Source organism: Bartonella sp. HY406 (genome assembly GCF_025449315.1).
GTDB lineage: Bacteria > Pseudomonadota > Alphaproteobacteria > Rhizobiales > Rhizobiaceae > HY038.
The window spans coordinates 816,058-833,276 of record NZ_CP104893.1 but is presented as its reverse complement, the minus strand read 5'-3'; the positions used below and the strand labels follow the sequence as shown (position 1 = coordinate 833,276).

Here is a 17,219-nt window from a genome sequence, read left to right as displayed (position 1 = left end):
ATTATCAATCAGTTGGATTAATTGGCTCTTTAATTTTCAAGGAATATTCGGTTGCAAGCAGAAAACAGCAAATTAAAAACCAGTGACAATTATTTCTTCAGTGATCCTATCCTGTTTCAAACAGCATCACAGCTTGATATTTCACTGTTACCATCCTTTTCTGATCTTGGCGATTATACCGCAAGCATAGAGGCCGATGAGCGAGCGCGCCTTGCCCATCGTCATTTGCCAATGCTTAACCTTTATAATCAATGGGGCGAACTGCTTGAAGATGTTGATATCCACCCAGCCTATCATAGCCTATTAACGAGGTCTCGCGCGGCGGGCATTGCAGGTTCGCTTTATGAGGATAATCCTGAAGAAGAAGGAAAACGTGCCCAAACACGCATGATGAGGTTGTTTTTGCTTGGCGGCTTGGAAACTGGCCATTTACAAGAATTATGCATATCAAGTGCTGGCCTTGGCGCACTTCGCCATTGCGAAGAGCTTTATGAACAATGGCAGCCACAACTTGCAAGTCCGATGCATGACCCTGCCCGTATTGCCTTTCCACGCAAGGAGGGGGCAAGTATTTCCCTTGCTATCCAAGAATTAGCATCAGGCAAAAGCACCATATCAGCTTGCACAGCAAAAGCTGAAGCCATGTATGAAGACGGCGAAGGCGCAGATAGCGTTTTTCGCATCAGCGGCGAAAAAATAAGGGTTATAAATCCAGTTGCAGATGGTTTTTTAGTAAGCGCTGTCATTAAGGACAAGCCATGCCTTTTCCTTGTTCCACGTTTGCTTGGTTCTGGTCAATTAAATGGCATTAGTTTGCGCCCTGCCATTCAAGATGCATCAATCCTTACTGCACCTTTTGCCAGTATGATATTTGAGCAGAGTGCCGGTTGGCTTGTTGCCAAGGAAGATCAGTTTACAACAATCATCAACGAAGTATTTGACAATCTTGGCAATGATAATGCCGTGATAAGTGCCAGCATCGCTCGCAGTGCCATGCGGGTTGCAGTTGACTTATTACGTATGGAAAAAGAAAACGGCAAAGAAAATATATTTTATGGCCGCATGTTGGCCGATGCCGCACTCGACTGCGCCGCTTTAACGGTTTTGACCCTGCGGCTTGGCCAATCCATTGACATTGCTGCACAAAATGAGGTTCAGGCGGTTTGGGCAGAGCTTCTACGCCCGGTTGTTGCCTATTGGAGTGAGCAACTCGCCCGCCAAATTACCGATTGCGCCATCACAACCCGAACTAATTTCCCACTTCAAAAGGGCGAACGTACCCATCGCGGCTTACGTTTTTTTGCACGCAATCGCAGTTTTGAAAAGACGCCTAATGATCATATTCAAGATTTTATGAAAGCGGTAAAAAAATACCCTGATCATTTTGAAAATATTATTATTGGTCTTGCTGGTAATATTGGATCGGCCGGCCCAAGAACTGCCGAAGTCTTGCAAGTAGCGGCTAAAATGGCCGTTAATGATAGCGGGTCCGCCTTTTTGCTGATGGAACAATTTGCCTACACTGCTGCTGCTGCCGCCTTAAGCCGCCTAGATATTGACATGGTAGCCAACGCCTTTGTTGAAAGCCGCTTAGGTGGGCAATGGCGCTCGACTTACGGCATGATGAGTCCGCGTTTTAATGCGACCTTTATTTTAGAAGCCCTATATCCATCTGCATAAATAAAATTTTAGCCTATCAGAAGATTTTCTCTGATAGGCTAAAATTTAAATAATGAAATGGCTGCATGTGATAGCGTCAATCACATATTTTCTAACCAATAAAAGGATAGAAAATAATTTGATCTACAATGTTTCCATAATCTCACTTAACAACGTGAAAGATTTTTTGCGCACCTCATGATCATGCACCGTTGTTGTAACAATCAGCTCGTCAGCCTTAGTGCGCGCCAATAATTTAGTAAGGCCTTCGCGTACAGTTTGCGGTGAACCAATAACCGAGCATGAAAGCGTTTGCTCAAGGATCATCTGAAATTGCTCTGGCAAAGTTTTAGCAAAATTATCTTGTGGGCGCGGTAATGGACCAGCGCGGCCAGTGCGCAAATTAACAAAGGATTGTTGCAACGAAGTAAAGAGATATTGCGCTTCTTCATCACTATCGGCAACAATGGCATTAAGCGCCACCATTGCATGTGGTTTTGTCAAAGTCTCTGAAGGCTCAAACCGTTCCCGATAGATTTTTAACGCATTGTCAAGCTCAGCTGGCGCAAAATGCGAAGCAAAAGCATAAGGAAGCCCTAAGATTGCGGCTAATTGCGCACCAAAAAGGCTGGAGCCTAAAATCCAAATTGGCACATTTTCTCCAGCTCCTGGAACTGCACGAACTTGCTGTCCTTGCGATGCTTCTTTAAAATAACCAAGCAGTTCAACCACATCTTGGGGAAAAGAATTAGCGTCAAGATCGTGGCGATGACGCAAGGCGCGTGCAGTAAGCTGGTCCGTGCCAGGCGCGCGCCCTAAACCTAATTCGATACGCCCCGGATAAAGCGCCGATAGCGTTCCAAATTGCTCGGCAATAACCAAAGGGGAATGGTTGGGCAGCATAATGCCGCCCGATCCTAAAATAATTTTATTGGTGACTGCCGCTACTTGACCAATTAAAACCGCAGTCGCGGCACTGGCAATACCTGTCATATTATGGTGTTCAGCATACCAAATACGCTTAAAACCAAGGTTCTCGACATGGCGTGCAAGGTCTATAGAATTGCGCAAAGCATCTTTAGGCGCGCTCCCTTCAGGAACATTGGATAAATCAAGAACGGAAAGTTTCATTTGCCCTATCTTTTCACGCGTCAACGCGCCATTAGTGTTTAACTTAATTTATAAATTATTTGGGTTTGCGAGGGCACAAATTCAAGAGTGAAAATAAACGCATAGGCAGCTAAATGCTTAGGGTCAGGACTCATTAATTTACATGAAATGGCACAATAAACAGCAAAAATATAAAAGAAGGAAAGCGAAAAGTGGGTGGTATACCCATTTGAGTTTTACGACGCTGTAGATCACAGCTGTTTTGGTGTCCTTTCAGGATATGTTAAATTTTCGTGATAACTTTGTCGAATAGCTTTGAAAATATTCATACTTCTCGGCAACTCTTCTATTATTTAATCTTTGGGTTCTCACAAAAATTTCCTCATACCATTTCGTTCAAATGAATGGGTGCTGACCCTAAAGCTTTTACATGTGAAATAAAACTAATGAAAAAAATAGCCTTACAATGATTTACAGTGTTTTATATTGTTGGCAAATAGTAATCTAAGCTAAATTCAAGTTGTAAACGTCGCCAAAATGATCAGAATATGGTAAGGTTTTAAATTAGATTTGGGGTATCATGAAAAATATTATTGCCTTCATTATTTTTGTATTTTTAACTCTTACTAGTTATCGCGCGGTAGCACAAAATACAAACGAACGCTGTCCTGCGGACACTGAGCAGGCCTATAAAACCGTTTTACAGTTAAAAGAAATTAGCAAGTTTGACGATATTTTGACTTGTCTAAAAGATAAAGCCCTATTGCTAAAAGTGTTAGAGACAGCACAAAACAACGATTTAGATGCGATTGAAATTGCGGGCACAGCATATATTGCTGGGGTAGAAGGCATCTTTACACCTAATTATCTAATCGGCAATGATTATTACAAACGATTCAAAAAACAAACCAATGGTCAAGTATCTAATATCGAGGAACTTGATATGGTCATTAAGAATACAAAATTCCTTGTTCAAACGGCAAAAGGTGAAAAACAACTGCTTTATGCAACAATGCAAATTGAAGAACAATTGGGCTGGAATGAATGCGATGAAGCGGTATTTAGCATTTCACCCACCATTCTCATGCAAACCAGCAAACAAACCGAAGATGTAGAAAAACTCAATAATGCATTAAATCTTTGTTTAAAAAACGCTAAGATTTTTGAATTTAATTTACGTAGCCCTATCTATTTAACACAGTTATATCGGCTTTTAGGTGACGATCAGTCCGCCCAAGAAGTGCATGAAGCGGCACTTTTGCAAAATGGCATCCGCATCAGTGGCGATCATTTAAAAGCACTAGGTGATAAAGAATTTTATAAAAAGAAACAGGATGCCCAAGCCAATTACTTGGCTGCCACAATTGCGGGCAACAAAAAGTCAATATGCTTACTTGGACATAGCTATCTCTATCCTGATTTGGCACCTAAAATGCTACAAAAACCACAAGATTATCAAGAGGAATACACCAAAATTATTGCTTGGTATGATGTAGGGATTAGCAAAGGCGAGAGTGACTGCAAAGATTTTCGCGATGATTTGGTAAAATTGCTTGGTAAAAACAAATAAAAACCACGCAAAAATAACGAAGACGAGCTTTGTTATATTTTATACAAACCTTATATAAAACAATCAGTTAATTAATCACTATCTATTTAATTTTTACTTTAAAAGGATATCTAGCAAAGATTGAAAAAATTGCTAGATATCCTAATCCTTAATTATTTTTTGACAATAGCATCCATGCCAGCTTGGGCGCATTCGGCATCAATAGCACCGCTTGGCGCGCCACCAACACCAATACCACCAACCAATGCATCACCAATTTTAATTGGCAAACCACCGCCTTGGATAACAAAACGCGCATCCATATCACGAAGGCCTGCATTTTCTGGATTTTTGGCAATAAACTCCGCAAGACTAGCGCTATCGCGTCCCATAGCAGCCGATGTAAATGCCTTGCCTTGCGCGCTGCCTGCCGTATGAGGACCAGACTGATCAGCTTTTAACAAGACTTTGGTTGAACCGTCTCTTGAGACGATAGCAACACTGACATTATGACCCTTAGCCGCACATGCATCAAGGGCAGCATGAGCCGCCTTTCCGGCAAGACTTAATGGTAAATAGGGTGCTGTTGGCAAATCCTGTGCAAAAGCAAAATTAGGTAAAAGACCAAGAGATAAAATCATCAATATGCGTTTCATAATAGCTATCCTTTTTAAGGGTAATCGATTATATGCAGTAAACTGCAAATGATATTTTTAAATTGTCACTTTTAGTACGATACTACTATGACATTACCGTTTCTCGCTTTCAAGAAACAATAATGCTTTGATTGTTTATCCCTTGCACCTAAAGCGGTGCCATATCACCTTTGGCCCAAGCTTCGCTGGTTTCACCACAAAAATCCTCATATCGGCCAGCTTCAATCGCTGCCCTTATGCCTGCCATTAAGTCTTGATAATAGCTAAGATTATTCCACGTTAACAACATTGAGCCCAAAGCCTCATTGGATTTTATCAAATGATGTAAATAGGCACGGCTATAATCACGCGCGGCAGGGCAAGAAGATTGTGGGTCTAGTGGGCGGTGGTCTTCATTATGTCGGGCATTGCGTAAATTGACCTTACCAAAACGCGTGAAAGCCAAACCATGGCGCCCAGCGCGCGTGGGCATCACGCAATCAAACATATCAATACCGCGTGCAACAGCTTTAATAATGTCGTCAGGCGTGCCCACCCCCATCAAATAGCGTGGCTTTTCACGTGGTAAAATTGGACAAGTAACATCTAGCATATCCATCATCACTTGTTGCGGTTCACCAACCGCAAGGCCGCCAACGGCATAGCCTTTAAGATCAAGTTCCTTTAATGCTTCTGCAGAGCGTTCACGCAAAGGCACATTATCACCACCCTGCACAATACCAAACATCGCCTTGCCAGCCTGAATCCCAAAGGCATCCTTACAACGCTGTGCCCAGCGCAAGGATAATTCCATGGCTTTTTCCATTTCATTAAAGGTCGCTGGCAATGCCACACATTGATCAAGCTGCATTTGGATATCTGAATCAAGTAAGCCCTGAATTTCAATCGAGCGTTCAGGCGACATTTCATAGCGACGGCCATCAATATGGGATTGGAAGGTGACACCTTTTTCATCTAATTTACGTAAACCCGCTAAGGACATTACCTGAAAACCGCCTGAATCGGTGAGAATTGGTCCTTGCCAACGGGCAAATTCATGCAAGCCACCAAGCTTTGCAACCCGCTCTGCCCCTGGGCGCAGCATTAAATGATAGGTATTGCCAAGAATAATATCTGCGCCAAGGTCTTTAACCTGATCCATATACATGGCTTTTACCGTACCACCTGTGCCAACAGGCATAAAGGCCGGCGTGCGGACGCTACCGCGTGGCATGGTGATTTCGCCGCGCCGTGCCTTTTTATCTTCTGCAATCAATTTAAAGGTAAAATTTTCACTCATTTTATTTATCCTGCAGTTTTAAAGCATCATTATTGCGCGTTAATAAGCTACTATCGCCATAGGAATAAAAACGATAGTCATTATCAATTGCATGCCTATAGGCGTTTTTCATCACATCTAATCCAGCAAAAGCTGAAACCAGCATAAACAGCGTTGAACGCGGTAAATGGAAATTGGTAATCAACTGATCAACAATTTTAAACCGATAACCGGGCGTTATAAAAATATCGGTAGCACCAGACCATGCTGCTAAGCTACCATCATCTTTTGCCGCACTTTCAAGCAAACGCAATGCCGTTGTTCCAACGGCGACGATACGCCCACCGCGTGCACGCACAGCATTTAAATGATCTGCTACCTCTTGGGTAATGTGACCGATTTCTGAGTGCATTTTGTGGTCAATCGTATCATCTACTTTAACCGGTAAAAATGTACCCGCACCAACATGCAAAGTTACAAAATGCTGTTCGAGACCTTTTTCTTTCAAACTATCAAGTAGGCTATTGGTAAAATGCAAGCCCGCAGTTGGTGCAGCAACAGCGCCCTCTTCACGGGCAAAAACCGTTTGATAATCCTTGGTATCCTGTGCATCTTCACCACGCCTTGCCGCAATATAAGGTGGTAAAGGCATATGCCCAATAAAGGCTATTGCACTATCAAGCTCTGCGCCAGACTTATCGAAGGTAAGCAGCATTTCGCCAGCTTCACCCTTTTCACTAACCTGCGCTTCCAATCTTTGATCTGCCTTGCTAAAGACAATAATCTCGCCCTCGTTTAACCGTTTGGCTGGGCGCACAAAAGCTTTCCAACTATTAGGCGACATGCGCATATGCAGGGTTGCACCAATATGGGCGACAGCCTCACCGCGTGTTCGTGTGCCTTCAAGCCGAGCTGGGATAACCTTGGTATCATTAAAAACCAATGCGTCCCCTGCCCGCAGAAGCTGCGGTAAATCGCCGATATGGAAATCATTTGGAATTTGGTTTTCATCAATGACCAATAATTTTGCAGCCTCGCGCGGCACTAAAGGGCGCAAAGCAATATGGCTTTCCGGCAATTCAAAATCAAAAAGATCTACATTCATGAAAATAACTAACTATTGGGACATGGATAAAAAGCGTAAAACTTAGCATAGGGTTTTGTGTTGGTGATTGATAGTCATATTTTAAAATTACTATGCAAGTTTATGACATAAAAAAGCGGAGCATATTGCTATGCCCCGCTTTATTCGACTAATTAAATATTTACTCAGCGTCAGAGGCAACATATGCCTTCAAGATAACATCTGGATCACGCACAGGCTCACCGCGCTTGATTTTATCGACATTTTCCATGCCTTCAATCACTTGACCCCAAACGGTATATTGGCGATCAAGAAATGATGCATCTTCAAAACAGATGAAGAATTGTGAATTCGCTGAATTTGGATTTTGGCTACGCGCCATTGAAGCTGCACCACGAACGTGCTTAGCATTAGAAAATTCTGCCTTAAGGTCTGGCTTTGAAGAGCCACCCATGCCAGCACGCGCTGCATTAAACTTAGCTGAATCGGTTTTACCATATTCAACATCGCCAGTTTGCGCCATAAAACCATCAATCACGCGGTGGAACACAACATTATCATAGGCGCCCTCGCGAGCGAGTTCCTTAATACGCTCTACGTGACCAGGAGCAAGATCAGGAAATAGCTCGATTGCTACATTTCCCTTGGTTGTTTCAAGGATGAGGGTATTTTCCGGATCTTTATAAGCCATTCGACATTACTCCTGTTGTTTGTTCCCTTTTTATGCAAAGGGCCAATTATGTCAATAAGCAGATAGAATTTTAATAAAATTAAAAATAAACTATCCGCTTAAAAATGAGAAAGCACCCAGTCATGAGCGCGTATTAAATTATTTGGGTTATTTTACTGAAGATACAAGACTTGCCTTGATAATATGGTCAGGATTTTCAACTTTACCATTATCGCTGCTTGAGCCTTTTTTAATTTTATCGACCACATTCATACCTTTGATAACCTTGCCCACAACAGTATATTGACCATTTAGGTTTGATGCTGAATCAAAACAAATGAAGAATTGTGAATTGGCTGAATTTGGATTTTGGCTCCGCGCCATACCAACAGTACCACGCACAAATGGTTCTTTTGAAAATTCTGCATTAATATTTGGATAGTTTGAGCCACCCATACCCGCAGAATTGGCATCAAAGCCTTTTTTCAAATTACCAAATTGCACATCACCAGTTTGTGCCATAAAACCATCAATCACGCGGTGAAAAACCACATCATTATATGCGCCATCGCGTACTAGCTTTTTAATTTGCTCAACATGCTTTGGTGCAAGATCGGGGCGTAATTGAATAGCAACATCGCCATCTTTTAATGTAAGAACAAGGATATTGTCATTATCTGCAGCCGACGAAGGTGCAATAAAGGCTAAACTCGCGGCAATAAACAGCATAATTGCTGCAATTTTTTTAAACAAAGTCATAGTGATTAAAACTCCAATTGTGTTTGACTACATTTAATTCTCTATTGAAAATCAAATGAAAAGCCGAAGCTTGGCTAAAACTTAAATACTGTGCAAACTTACATTTTGAAATAAGCAAAGCATATTAAGATTGAAACTTGTTTTTTAAAGCATGGGCGACAATTTCCGGCACAAAGTGCGAAACATTACCGCCCATAGATGCAATCTGCCGCACCAATGTGGCAGTAATAGCACGAACTGAAATACTTGCTGGTAAAAATACCGTTTGTATATCGGGCGACATAGTCGCATTCATACCGGCAAGCTGCATTTCATAATCAAGATCGCTGCCATCGCGCAAACCACGAATGAGCAAAGATGCGTCTAATTCTCGTGCTTTATCAACAACCAGATTATCAAAGGCAATAACCTCGATACGTTTTGCGTCGCACTTAAATTCATCATTCGCAACAGCATGAATAAGATCTTTACGCTCAACAAAGGAAAACAGCGGCTGTTTACCTGGATGAATACCAATAGCAACAATGACCCTATCGGCAATTTTCAAGCTGCCGCGCAATACATCAAGATGACCATTGGTTATTGGATCAAACGACCCCGCATAAATGCCAATTGGCTTCATGGCTTAACTTTCATTTAGAGCGTTTTTACGAAAAGTGTGAAGTGGTTTTCGGATAAAAAACGCAGGTAAACAATGGATTAGAGCGCCAATCTGATCCAACCAGATTGAAATGTGCTCTAACGCAATGATTTTCAATAATATTACTAAACATATACCATAAAAAAAATCCTGCAAAAACCTTTATCATTTTTGCAGGACTTTTGTTGTATTTTTTTGCTATTTAAACCGTCAAACCGATTAAATAGCAAAATCCTTATTCTGCGTTTGGTTCGCTAGCTTGCACTACAATGGCATCTGCATCAGGTGAAGCATTATCTTCCCCCTCGTCACCAACCTCGTCTTCAGGGTCAGAAATACGCTCAACCGACACAACTTTTTCACCGCCAGAAACGTTAAAAATTGTAACGCCCTTGGTTGAACGGCCAGCAATGCGAATACCATCAATCGGCACACGAATAAGCTGTCCACCATCGGACACCAACATAATCTGATCGGAACTTTCAACGGGGAAAGTTGCAACCAATGAACCAATTTCGTTGGTTTTTGATGTATCTGTTGCCTTAATACCCTTACCGCCACGATTGGAGGTACGGAAATCATAGGAAGATGCCCGTTTGCCGTAGCCAAATTCAGAAACGGTAAGCACCATTTGTTCAGCACGTTGCAACTCATGATAACGCTCATCATTAAGATCAACGTTTTCTGTTACTTCTTCATCACTGTCAATAACATCTTCCGCATCACTACCTAAGGCGCGGCGCTCGGCAATGGCACGTTTGATATAGGCTGCACGTTCTGCGGGTGTTGCTTCAACATGGCCTAAAATAGCCATGGAGATTACCGTATCTTCTTCAGCCAAGTTAATACCACGTACACCAACCGAGTTTCGGCCAGCAAAAACACGCACATCAGTCACCGCAAAACGGATACATTGACCTTTAGCAGTGGTGAGCAAAACATCATCATTTTCGGTACAAGTGGCAACGGAAAGGATCTCGTCTTGTTCCTCGTCCAACTTCATGGCGATTTTACCACCACGATTGACCTGAACAAAATCTGATAGCTTATTACGGCGCACCGTGCCACGGGTTGTTGCGAACATTACATCAAGTTCTGCCCAGCTTGCTTCATCTTCAGGCAATGGCATAATGGTGGTGATACGTTCATTAGGCTGCAATGGCAGCATATTTATCAAGGCCTTACCACGCGATTGCGGGGTACCTGCTGGCAAACGCCAAACCTTTTCTTTATAAACAATGCCGCGCGATGAGAAGAACAAGATTGGCGTATGCGTATTTGCCACAAAGAGCCGCGTTACGAAATCTTCATCCTTGGTCGCCATGCCAGAACGCCCCTTACCACCACGGCGCTGTGCGCGATAGGTTGATAATGGAACGCGCTTGATATAGCCGGTATGACTTACTGTCACCACCATATCCTCACGGGCGATAAGGTCTTCATCATCAACATCAGAGCCACCAAGCCCAAAAGTTGTGCGGCGTTTGGCAAGCTTATCATCCATATTACCAAATTCATCACGAACGGCTAAAAGCTCGTCCTTGACAATGGTCATAATACGAAGACGCGAAGATAAAATATCAAGATAATCGGCAATTTCTACGCCAATTTCATTGAGCTCATTGGCAATTTCATCGCGGCCAAGGGCAGTCAAACGCTGCAAGCGCAATTCAAGAATTGCACGCGCCTGCTCTTCCGATAAATTATAGGTATTATCCTCATGCACAATATGACGCGGATCATCAATCAATTTAATCAATGATGTCACATCTTCTGCAGGCCAGCGGCGTTCCATTAACTGTTCACGTGCAGTCGCCGGATCCGGAGCTTTACGAATAAGCGCAATAATTTCATCGATATTAGCAACAGCAATAGCAAGACCAACGAGAACATGGGCGCGTTCGCGTGCTTTGCGCAGCAAATATTTAGTACGTTTACTTACTACTTCTTCTCTAAAAGTGATAAAGGCACGTAAAATATCCATCAAGCCCATTAAAATAGGCTTGCCACCATTAAGTGCTACCATATTGCAGCCAAAAGAGGTTTGCAAAGGTGTATATCGATAAAGCTGATTTAGCACCACATCGGCAACCGCATCGCGCTTTAACTCAATTACCACACGATAACCATCGCGATCAGATTCATCGCGCAAATCTGAAATGCCTTCAATGCGCTTATCGCGCACCAATTCGGCCATTTTTTCAATCATGGTCGCTTTATTGACCTGATAGGGAACCTCCGTCACAATAATCGCTTCACGATCATTGCGAATAGACTCAATCTCTACCTTGGCGCGCATAACAACCGAGCCACGGCCAGTTTCATAAGCGGAGCGAATGCCAGCACGACCTAAAATAATGCCGCCGGTTGGAAAATCTGGGCCTGGAATAATTTCCATCACTTCTTCCAAAGTAATGGCAGGATTATCGATTAAGGCAACACAGCCATCAATTACTTCACCAAGATTATGAGGTGGAATATTGGTAGCCATACCAACAGCAATACCACCAGAACCATTAACCAATAGATTAGGAAATCGTGCTGGAAGAACAACAGGCTCTTGCTTTGAACCATCATAATTGTCTTGAAAATCAACAGTTTCCTTATCAATATCGCCAAGCAAAGTATCGGAAAGCTTTTCCAAGCGACACTCAGTATAACGCATAGCGGCTGGTGGATCACCATCGATCGAGCCGAAATTGCCCTGCCCATCAATCAACGGATCGCGCAATGACCAATCTTGCGCCATACGCACCAAAGCATCATAGATTGAAGCATCACCATGAGGGTGATATTTACCCATAACCTCACCGATAACAGCGGCAGATTTACGGTATGGTTTATTATAAGCCAATCCCATTTCGTTCATGGCGTAAAGAATACGTCTATGTACAGGCTTAAAACCATCCCGCACATCGGGCAAAGCGCGCGACACGATAACGCTCATTGCGTAATCGAGATAGGAGCGCTGCATCTCCTCGATAATGTTTACTGGTTCAATACCTTGTACGTCACCGCTATCGGGTGGCAATATCTGATCGTTCACGTGTTTAACCATTCTGTTAAATTACGACTCAAAATTCTATTTGTTATAGCCGAAAGCGTTATAAAAAGCCAATTTAGACGCCTGTTTTTTTGAATAAATAAATCTATAAATTCAGCAACTTAAATAAATCAACTGAAAAATCAGTGGATGAATAATTATAAAGCATAAAACAAAGCTTATATTTTATCGAAAACACATAAATACAGACTAAAATACGGCAAAATTATAATAATGAGCATATGTTTGCTCATTGGATGATAAATTTATTATCATTTTAAAACATCACCATGAAACGATTTAACCGCCACATATTGGCAATATTAAAAGACCCTGCAAGCCTCAAGCAACAAACAAAATCACTTATGTCCCAAATATTCGCGCCTATATACAACTAAAGCGGAACCGCTACCTTCTGCTGCGCATGGGCATCCTTTAATATTTCCATTGGTATATTATAAATTTCTTGCAAGGTTTCTGGCGTCATAATATCAAGAGCACTTGCTTGCTTAATTAGTTTTCCGCTCTTTAAAGCAAAAACATAATCGCAAAAGCGCGCAGCCATATTAATATCATGTAAAACCATAAAAACGCTTAAATTATGCTCAAGCGATAAGCTTCGTACCAAACTCAATATTTCAATTTGATGCCCAACATCTAAGGCAGAGGTTGGTTCATCAAGTAACAAACAACGGGCATCCTGTGCAATTAGCATTGCAATCCACACCCGCTGACGCTCGCCGCCTGATAAGGTTTCCACCAAGCGATCTTTAAAAGGTAAAACACCTGTCGCCTCCATGGCCTTTGCTACTTTTTTCGCATCATCCTCACCAAAACGCCCCAGCGCACCATGCCAAGGATAGCGCCCCAAGGCCACCAATTCATGCACCAACATGCCAGAAGCAACTGCAGGCTGTTGCGGCAAATAAGCGAGGTGACGGGCAAAATCGCGACCACTCCATTGATCAAGCGGCCGACCGCAAAAAACAACATTTCCACTGGTCACGGCCTGCTGACGCGCCAAAATTTTTAACAAAGTTGACTTGCCAGAACCATTGTGACCGATTAACGCCGTGACTTTACCCGCCGCTATCTCCATATCAAGCGGCGCTAAAAGATCACGATCCTGCACTGTAAAACGTGCCTTTTCCAATTTAAATAGTAAGTCTGTCATAAAGATCCTTCAAAAAAGGTTATTTGCAATTGCCCATTTGCAAGCTTAGTAAAACAAACTTATCTGAATAAAGAAAGATTAAACATTGCATAGTAAACATGACTGTTATAAACAAGTTAAAAGAGTTTAGGATATAGATCATGCGATTGCAATGGCTATTTTACGCCTAAATCAAACACATCAGCAAATATCATTTCGAGCATGAACAACTAGGGTCATATGCAAGGTGGTGCTTAAGTTTATATCTTTTACGAAGTTAAAAGTTAATAAGCCTTAAAACTAAAGGAGCAAGCTTTTTGAGCTTTCATCCCCAAATGGAATGCCAAATTGACGGCATTAAGTTAATTGATAAACTAAAATATCGCATTTTAGAAGGCGCAATTATTGATGTATGGACGGTTGAATGCAGCCCTAACATGCAAGGACATTATCTTTCACAAGCACCACGTTTATTTTTTGTTTTGGAAAACAGTGCAGAGATTAGCTTTTTTAATAATCATGACAACAAACCAAACCAACCATTGAATGCCTTGGATCTATGTTACATTCCAGCTAATTTCCCAGTATCAAGTCATCTTACAAAATCTGGCTTTTTAAAGCATCTTGATATTCATTTCGATATTGATCTTTTACAACAACATTTTGAAGGTTGCATCGATATCCAACTCATCAATCAGCCTAATTTATTTTTTCAAAACCCACGCATTGCACAAATTGCAAATCTATTAGCGCAAGAATGCAACAACCAAACACCATTGCACAATTTATTTAGTGAAGGCTTACTACACGCACTGGTTGCAGAACTTTTTCAAATAACCCACATCCCTTTAAAGCGCTCTGGCACCCTTAGCCAACGCCAATTAAAACAAGTAACTCAATTTATTGAAAATAATTACGATCGTATCATAAGGATTGAAGAACTTGCCAACATTTGCGGTCTTTCTAAATCCTATTTTTGTACAGCCTTTAAAATGACTACAGGTATTTCGCCATTAAGTTTTCAAATGCAGCGCCGCATAAAAAAAGCTAAACTATTATTAGAGCGCGAACAACGTCCCTTATCTGATATAGCAACAACAATCGGCTTTTCTGACCAAGCTCATTTTACACGCGTGTTTAAAAAAATAAATGGCACAACACCAAAGGAATGGGTAAAAATATTCAACTGAAAGATGAAGAAATTGAGACAAGGGAAATAATCGAACCTTTTATTTATAGATTCGCATTTCCCCATGATCTTTGACGCTTTTTTTAATTCAATTTGATTTTTGTGTTTAGCTTTTTAAGCAATATCATTCAAAAATTCAAAATATCAGACAAGCTTTTTATTAAAATATGAATTAAAAAATCATATTTCTCATATTGCCATTTAGTTCGGTCTAGCAATCAGTTGCAACCATACTAGTTATAGCACCTAAATCGGCTTTATACACTCAAATCAACAATTGTTATTTTATAGCCTAAAGGGTTTCAATCAATGGCATCATCACGTCTGTTTACATTTTTACTTGCTTTAGCAGCAAGTACATCGCTTAGTCACACTTATGCAAATGCCCAACAAAATTCCAATACTACTCTAGAAACCGTAGTTATAAATAATGATGATACGGCTGTAAGCCCAGTCGATGGTTTTGTGCCCCAAGTAACCGCTACAGGCTCAAAGGCGTCTGTGAATATTAGTAAAATTCCTCAATCAGTTTCGGTTGTTGGCCGCGACCAAATGGATGCGACTGGCGCACAAAAGCTTGACGAGGCGCTACGCTATACAGCCGGGGTGTTTGCCCAACCTTTTGGCGTCGATAATGATACCAATTGGATATATATCCGTGGTTTTGATGCAACCCAGACTGGAACCTATCTTGATGGTTTGCAAAACTTTAGCTACGGTTTTGGTGGCTTTTTAATTGATAGTTATAATATCGAGCGCATTGAAGTATTAAAAGGACCTGTAGCAGCCCTTTATGGCGGCGCAAACCCTGGCGGCATTGTCAACTACATTAGCAAGCGCCCGACATTTGACCGTATCCGCGAAACTGAAATTGGCGTAAACAGCTATGGTAACGCCTATATTGGTTTTGACATGGGTGACAAAGTTACCGATACTTTAAGCTATCGTGTTAATGGCAAAATTCAAGGTGGCAATAATTACACCGACCATGCGGAAGAATTTCGCGGTGTCATTTCTCCAAGCATTGAATTTAAACCCGATGAAGCAACGCGGCTTACAATTTTAGGCAATTACACCCATTTAGACTTAACCCATGATGGCGGTGGCTTCTTACCTTATTATGGCACGGTAGTGCCAACACAATTTGGCAAAATTCCGCGGACTATCAACTATACCGAGCCCTCTGTCGATTCTTATGACCGAGAGCAGGCTAGTATTGGCTATGAATTTGAGCACCGCTTTGACAATGATTGGACTGTCCGCCAAAATGTACGTTATGGCTATGCCCATGTTAAAGAACATAGCCTTTACGCATATGGCTATGAGGGGTTTTTATCACAGCCTAGTTTAAATAATCCCAATGTTGCACGTATAAATTTTAAACATGATACGGAAGTAAACACTTTTGTTGCCGACAATATGCTTGAAGGCAGTGTAAATACTGGAGCGATTACTCATAATTTATTATTTGGGGCTGAATACCGGTATTTTTTAATCAACCAAATGCAACAAACCGGTAGCGCAACTGTTATTGACGGTTATAATCCTGTTTATGGCGCAGCACAGGGCCCAATGTGGGATCCTTATATTGATCAAAAATTAACTCGCAACCAGTTTGGTATTTATGCCCAAGACCGCATGGAATTTGGCGAAAGTTGGATTTTAACCTTAAATGGCCGTTATGACCATGTTTGGACCAAAGCCAAAGGCTTACCTGAATATGAGTATAATACGGGACGCTGGTCTGGTCGTGCTGGTCTTGGTTATGAATTTGACAACGGGCTAACACCCTATGCTAGCGTTGCAACATTTTTTAATCCAATCATTGATACGCTTTTTGACAACAGCTATGCCAAGCCTGAAACCGGAACGCAATATGAAATCGGTATGAAGTACCGTCCGCAAATCTTTGATGGCTTAATCACTGCATCATTGTTCGACCTAACCAAGGAAAATTCCTTAACTGGGTCAAGTTTTGCGCGCACCCAGCTTGGCAAAGTCAATTCACGCGGCTTTGAATTAGAAGTACAAGCCAATATTACGCAATCATGGAAACTCATTGGCAATTTCACCACCTCCAAGATCAAAATCAAGGACGATGAAACAACACCGAGCCTGATTGGCAACCGTCCTTACCTTATTCCAGAACAACAAGCAGCCTTATTTACAGAATATCGCATTAGCAGTGGCAAGCTTGAAGGTCTAACCCTAGGCGGGGGTGTGCGCTATGTTGGCTCAACTTTTGCCGATGAAGAAAACACCCTTAAAGTACCAGCAGTTACTCTTGCCGACTTAAAACTTGGTTATGAAAAAGATAATTGGGGCGTCGATATTAACGTCACCAACTTGTTCAACAAGGGTTATGTATCAGGCTGCCAAGGCATTTTTGTTTGCAGCTATGGCGAGGGGCGTAAAACCCTTTTACGCATGCACACAAAATGGTAAGATA

The 17,219-nt window shown here is 41.8% G+C and carries 13 protein-coding genes; 4 read left to right on the top strand and 9 right to left on the bottom strand.

Going from position 1 to position 17,219, the window contains the following annotated elements; translation table 11 throughout:
* Positions 1-51 precede the first annotated feature (51 nt).
* Positions 52-1,680, top strand: coding sequence for an acyl-CoA dehydrogenase family protein (locus N6B01_RS03440; protein ID WP_262079927.1), 1,629 nt, complete (start codon positions 52-54; stop codon positions 1,678-1,680).
* Between the two features lie 123 nt (positions 1,681-1,803).
* Here N6B01_RS03440 and N6B01_RS03435 read toward each other — a convergent pair whose 3' ends face one another.
* Positions 1,804-2,790, bottom strand: coding sequence for an LLM class flavin-dependent oxidoreductase (locus tag N6B01_RS03435; RefSeq protein ID WP_262079926.1), 987 nt, complete (start codon positions 2,788-2,790; stop codon positions 1,804-1,806).
* 559 nt (positions 2,791-3,349) lie between these two features.
* Here N6B01_RS03435 and N6B01_RS03430 point away from each other — a divergent pair.
* Positions 3,350-4,339, top strand: a complete 990-nt coding sequence (locus tag N6B01_RS03430; protein ID WP_262079925.1) for a hypothetical protein — start codon at positions 3,350-3,352, stop codon at positions 4,337-4,339.
* A gap of 152 nt (positions 4,340-4,491) precedes the next feature.
* Here the strand turns inward: N6B01_RS03430 and N6B01_RS03425 are convergent, their stop codons facing one another.
* The 8 genes from N6B01_RS03425 to N6B01_RS03390 form a co-directional block, all read right to left on the bottom strand.
* Positions 4,492-4,974: a GlcG/HbpS family heme-binding protein gene (locus N6B01_RS03425; protein WP_262079924.1), complete on the bottom strand. Its 483-nt coding sequence runs from the start codon at positions 4,972-4,974 to the stop codon at positions 4,492-4,494.
* A gap of 148 nt (positions 4,975-5,122) precedes the next feature.
* Positions 5,123-6,253, bottom strand: a complete 1,131-nt coding sequence (gene tgt / locus N6B01_RS03420) for a tRNA guanosine(34) transglycosylase Tgt (RefSeq protein ID WP_262079923.1) — start codon at positions 6,251-6,253, stop codon at positions 5,123-5,125.
* 1 nt (position 6,254) lies between these two features.
* Positions 6,255-7,337, bottom strand: coding sequence for a tRNA preQ1(34) S-adenosylmethionine ribosyltransferase-isomerase QueA (gene queA, locus N6B01_RS03415; protein ID WP_262079921.1), 1,083 nt, complete (start codon positions 7,335-7,337; stop codon positions 6,255-6,257).
* Positions 7,338-7,497: 160 nt separating this feature from the next.
* Positions 7,498-8,007: a peptidylprolyl isomerase gene (locus N6B01_RS03410; RefSeq protein WP_182418924.1), complete on the bottom strand. Its 510-nt coding sequence runs from the start codon at positions 8,005-8,007 to the stop codon at positions 7,498-7,500.
* Positions 8,008-8,154: 147 nt separating this feature from the next.
* A complete protein-coding gene (locus N6B01_RS03405) occupies positions 8,155-8,715 on the bottom strand; it encodes a peptidylprolyl isomerase (RefSeq protein WP_262080560.1) in 561 nt (186 codons plus the stop codon).
* A gap of 154 nt (positions 8,716-8,869) precedes the next feature.
* Positions 8,870-9,367 (bottom strand): pantetheine-phosphate adenylyltransferase, encoded by a 498-nt coding sequence (coaD, locus tag N6B01_RS03400; RefSeq protein WP_182418922.1) that lies wholly within the window; start codon positions 9,365-9,367, stop codon positions 8,870-8,872.
* A 253-nt stretch (positions 9,368-9,620) separates the two neighbouring features.
* A complete protein-coding gene (gene gyrA, locus N6B01_RS03395) occupies positions 9,621-12,359 on the bottom strand; it encodes a DNA gyrase subunit A (RefSeq protein ID WP_410007251.1) in 2,739 nt (912 codons plus the stop codon).
* Positions 12,360-12,822: 463 nt separating this feature from the next.
* The gene (locus tag N6B01_RS03390) at positions 12,823-13,602 is read right to left on the bottom strand and encodes an ATP-binding cassette domain-containing protein (RefSeq protein ID WP_182418920.1); all 780 of its coding nucleotides are present in this window, start codon (positions 13,600-13,602) and stop codon (positions 12,823-12,825) included.
* Positions 13,603-13,898: 296 nt separating this feature from the next.
* Between N6B01_RS03390 and N6B01_RS03385 the strand changes: the two genes are divergently transcribed.
* Both N6B01_RS03385 and N6B01_RS03380 read left to right on the top strand, forming a co-directional pair.
* A complete protein-coding gene (locus N6B01_RS03385) occupies positions 13,899-14,771 on the top strand; it encodes a helix-turn-helix transcriptional regulator (protein WP_182418919.1) in 873 nt (290 codons plus the stop codon).
* A gap of 308 nt (positions 14,772-15,079) precedes the next feature.
* Positions 15,080-17,215, top strand: coding sequence for a TonB-dependent siderophore receptor (locus N6B01_RS03380; protein WP_262079919.1), 2,136 nt, complete (start codon positions 15,080-15,082; stop codon positions 17,213-17,215).
* The last annotated feature ends 4 nt before the right edge of the window (positions 17,216-17,219 follow it).

What these genes read in the sequence shown, in the direction of transcription:
- N6B01_RS03435 (WP_262079926.1), bottom strand. Translation starts at nt 2,790, where the DNA reads ATGAAACTTTCCGTTCTTGATTTATCCAATGTTCCTGAAGGGAGCGCG.
- N6B01_RS03430 (WP_262079925.1), top strand. Translation starts at nt 3,350, where the DNA reads ATGAAAAATATTATTGCCTTCATTATTTTTGTATTTTTAACTCTTACT.
- N6B01_RS03425 (WP_262079924.1), bottom strand. Translation starts at nt 4,974, where the DNA reads ATGAAACGCATATTGATGATTTTATCTCTTGGTCTTTTACCTAATTTT.
- tgt (WP_262079923.1), bottom strand. Translation starts at nt 6,253, where the DNA reads ATGAGTGAAAATTTTACCTTTAAATTGATTGCAGAAGATAAAAAGGCA.
- queA (WP_262079921.1), bottom strand. Translation starts at nt 7,337, where the DNA reads ATGAATGTAGATCTTTTTGATTTTGAATTGCCGGAAAGCCATATTGCT.
- N6B01_RS03410 (WP_182418924.1), bottom strand. Translation starts at nt 8,007, where the DNA reads ATGGCTTATAAAGATCCGGAAAATACCCTCATCCTTGAAACAACCAAG.
- N6B01_RS03405 (WP_262080560.1), bottom strand. Translation starts at nt 8,715, where the DNA reads ATGCTGTTTATTGCCGCGAGTTTAGCCTTTATTGCACCTTCGTCGGCT.
- coaD (WP_182418922.1), bottom strand. Translation starts at nt 9,367, where the DNA reads ATGAAGCCAATTGGCATTTATGCGGGGTCGTTTGATCCAATAACCAAT.
- gyrA (WP_410007251.1), bottom strand. Translation starts at nt 12,359, where the DNA reads ATGCAGCGCTCCTATCTCGATTACGCAATGAGCGTTATCGTGTCGCGC.
- N6B01_RS03390 (WP_182418920.1), bottom strand. Translation starts at nt 13,602, where the DNA reads ATGACAGACTTACTATTTAAATTGGAAAAGGCACGTTTTACAGTGCAG.
- N6B01_RS03380 (WP_262079919.1), top strand. Translation starts at nt 15,080, where the DNA reads ATGGCATCATCACGTCTGTTTACATTTTTACTTGCTTTAGCAGCAAGT.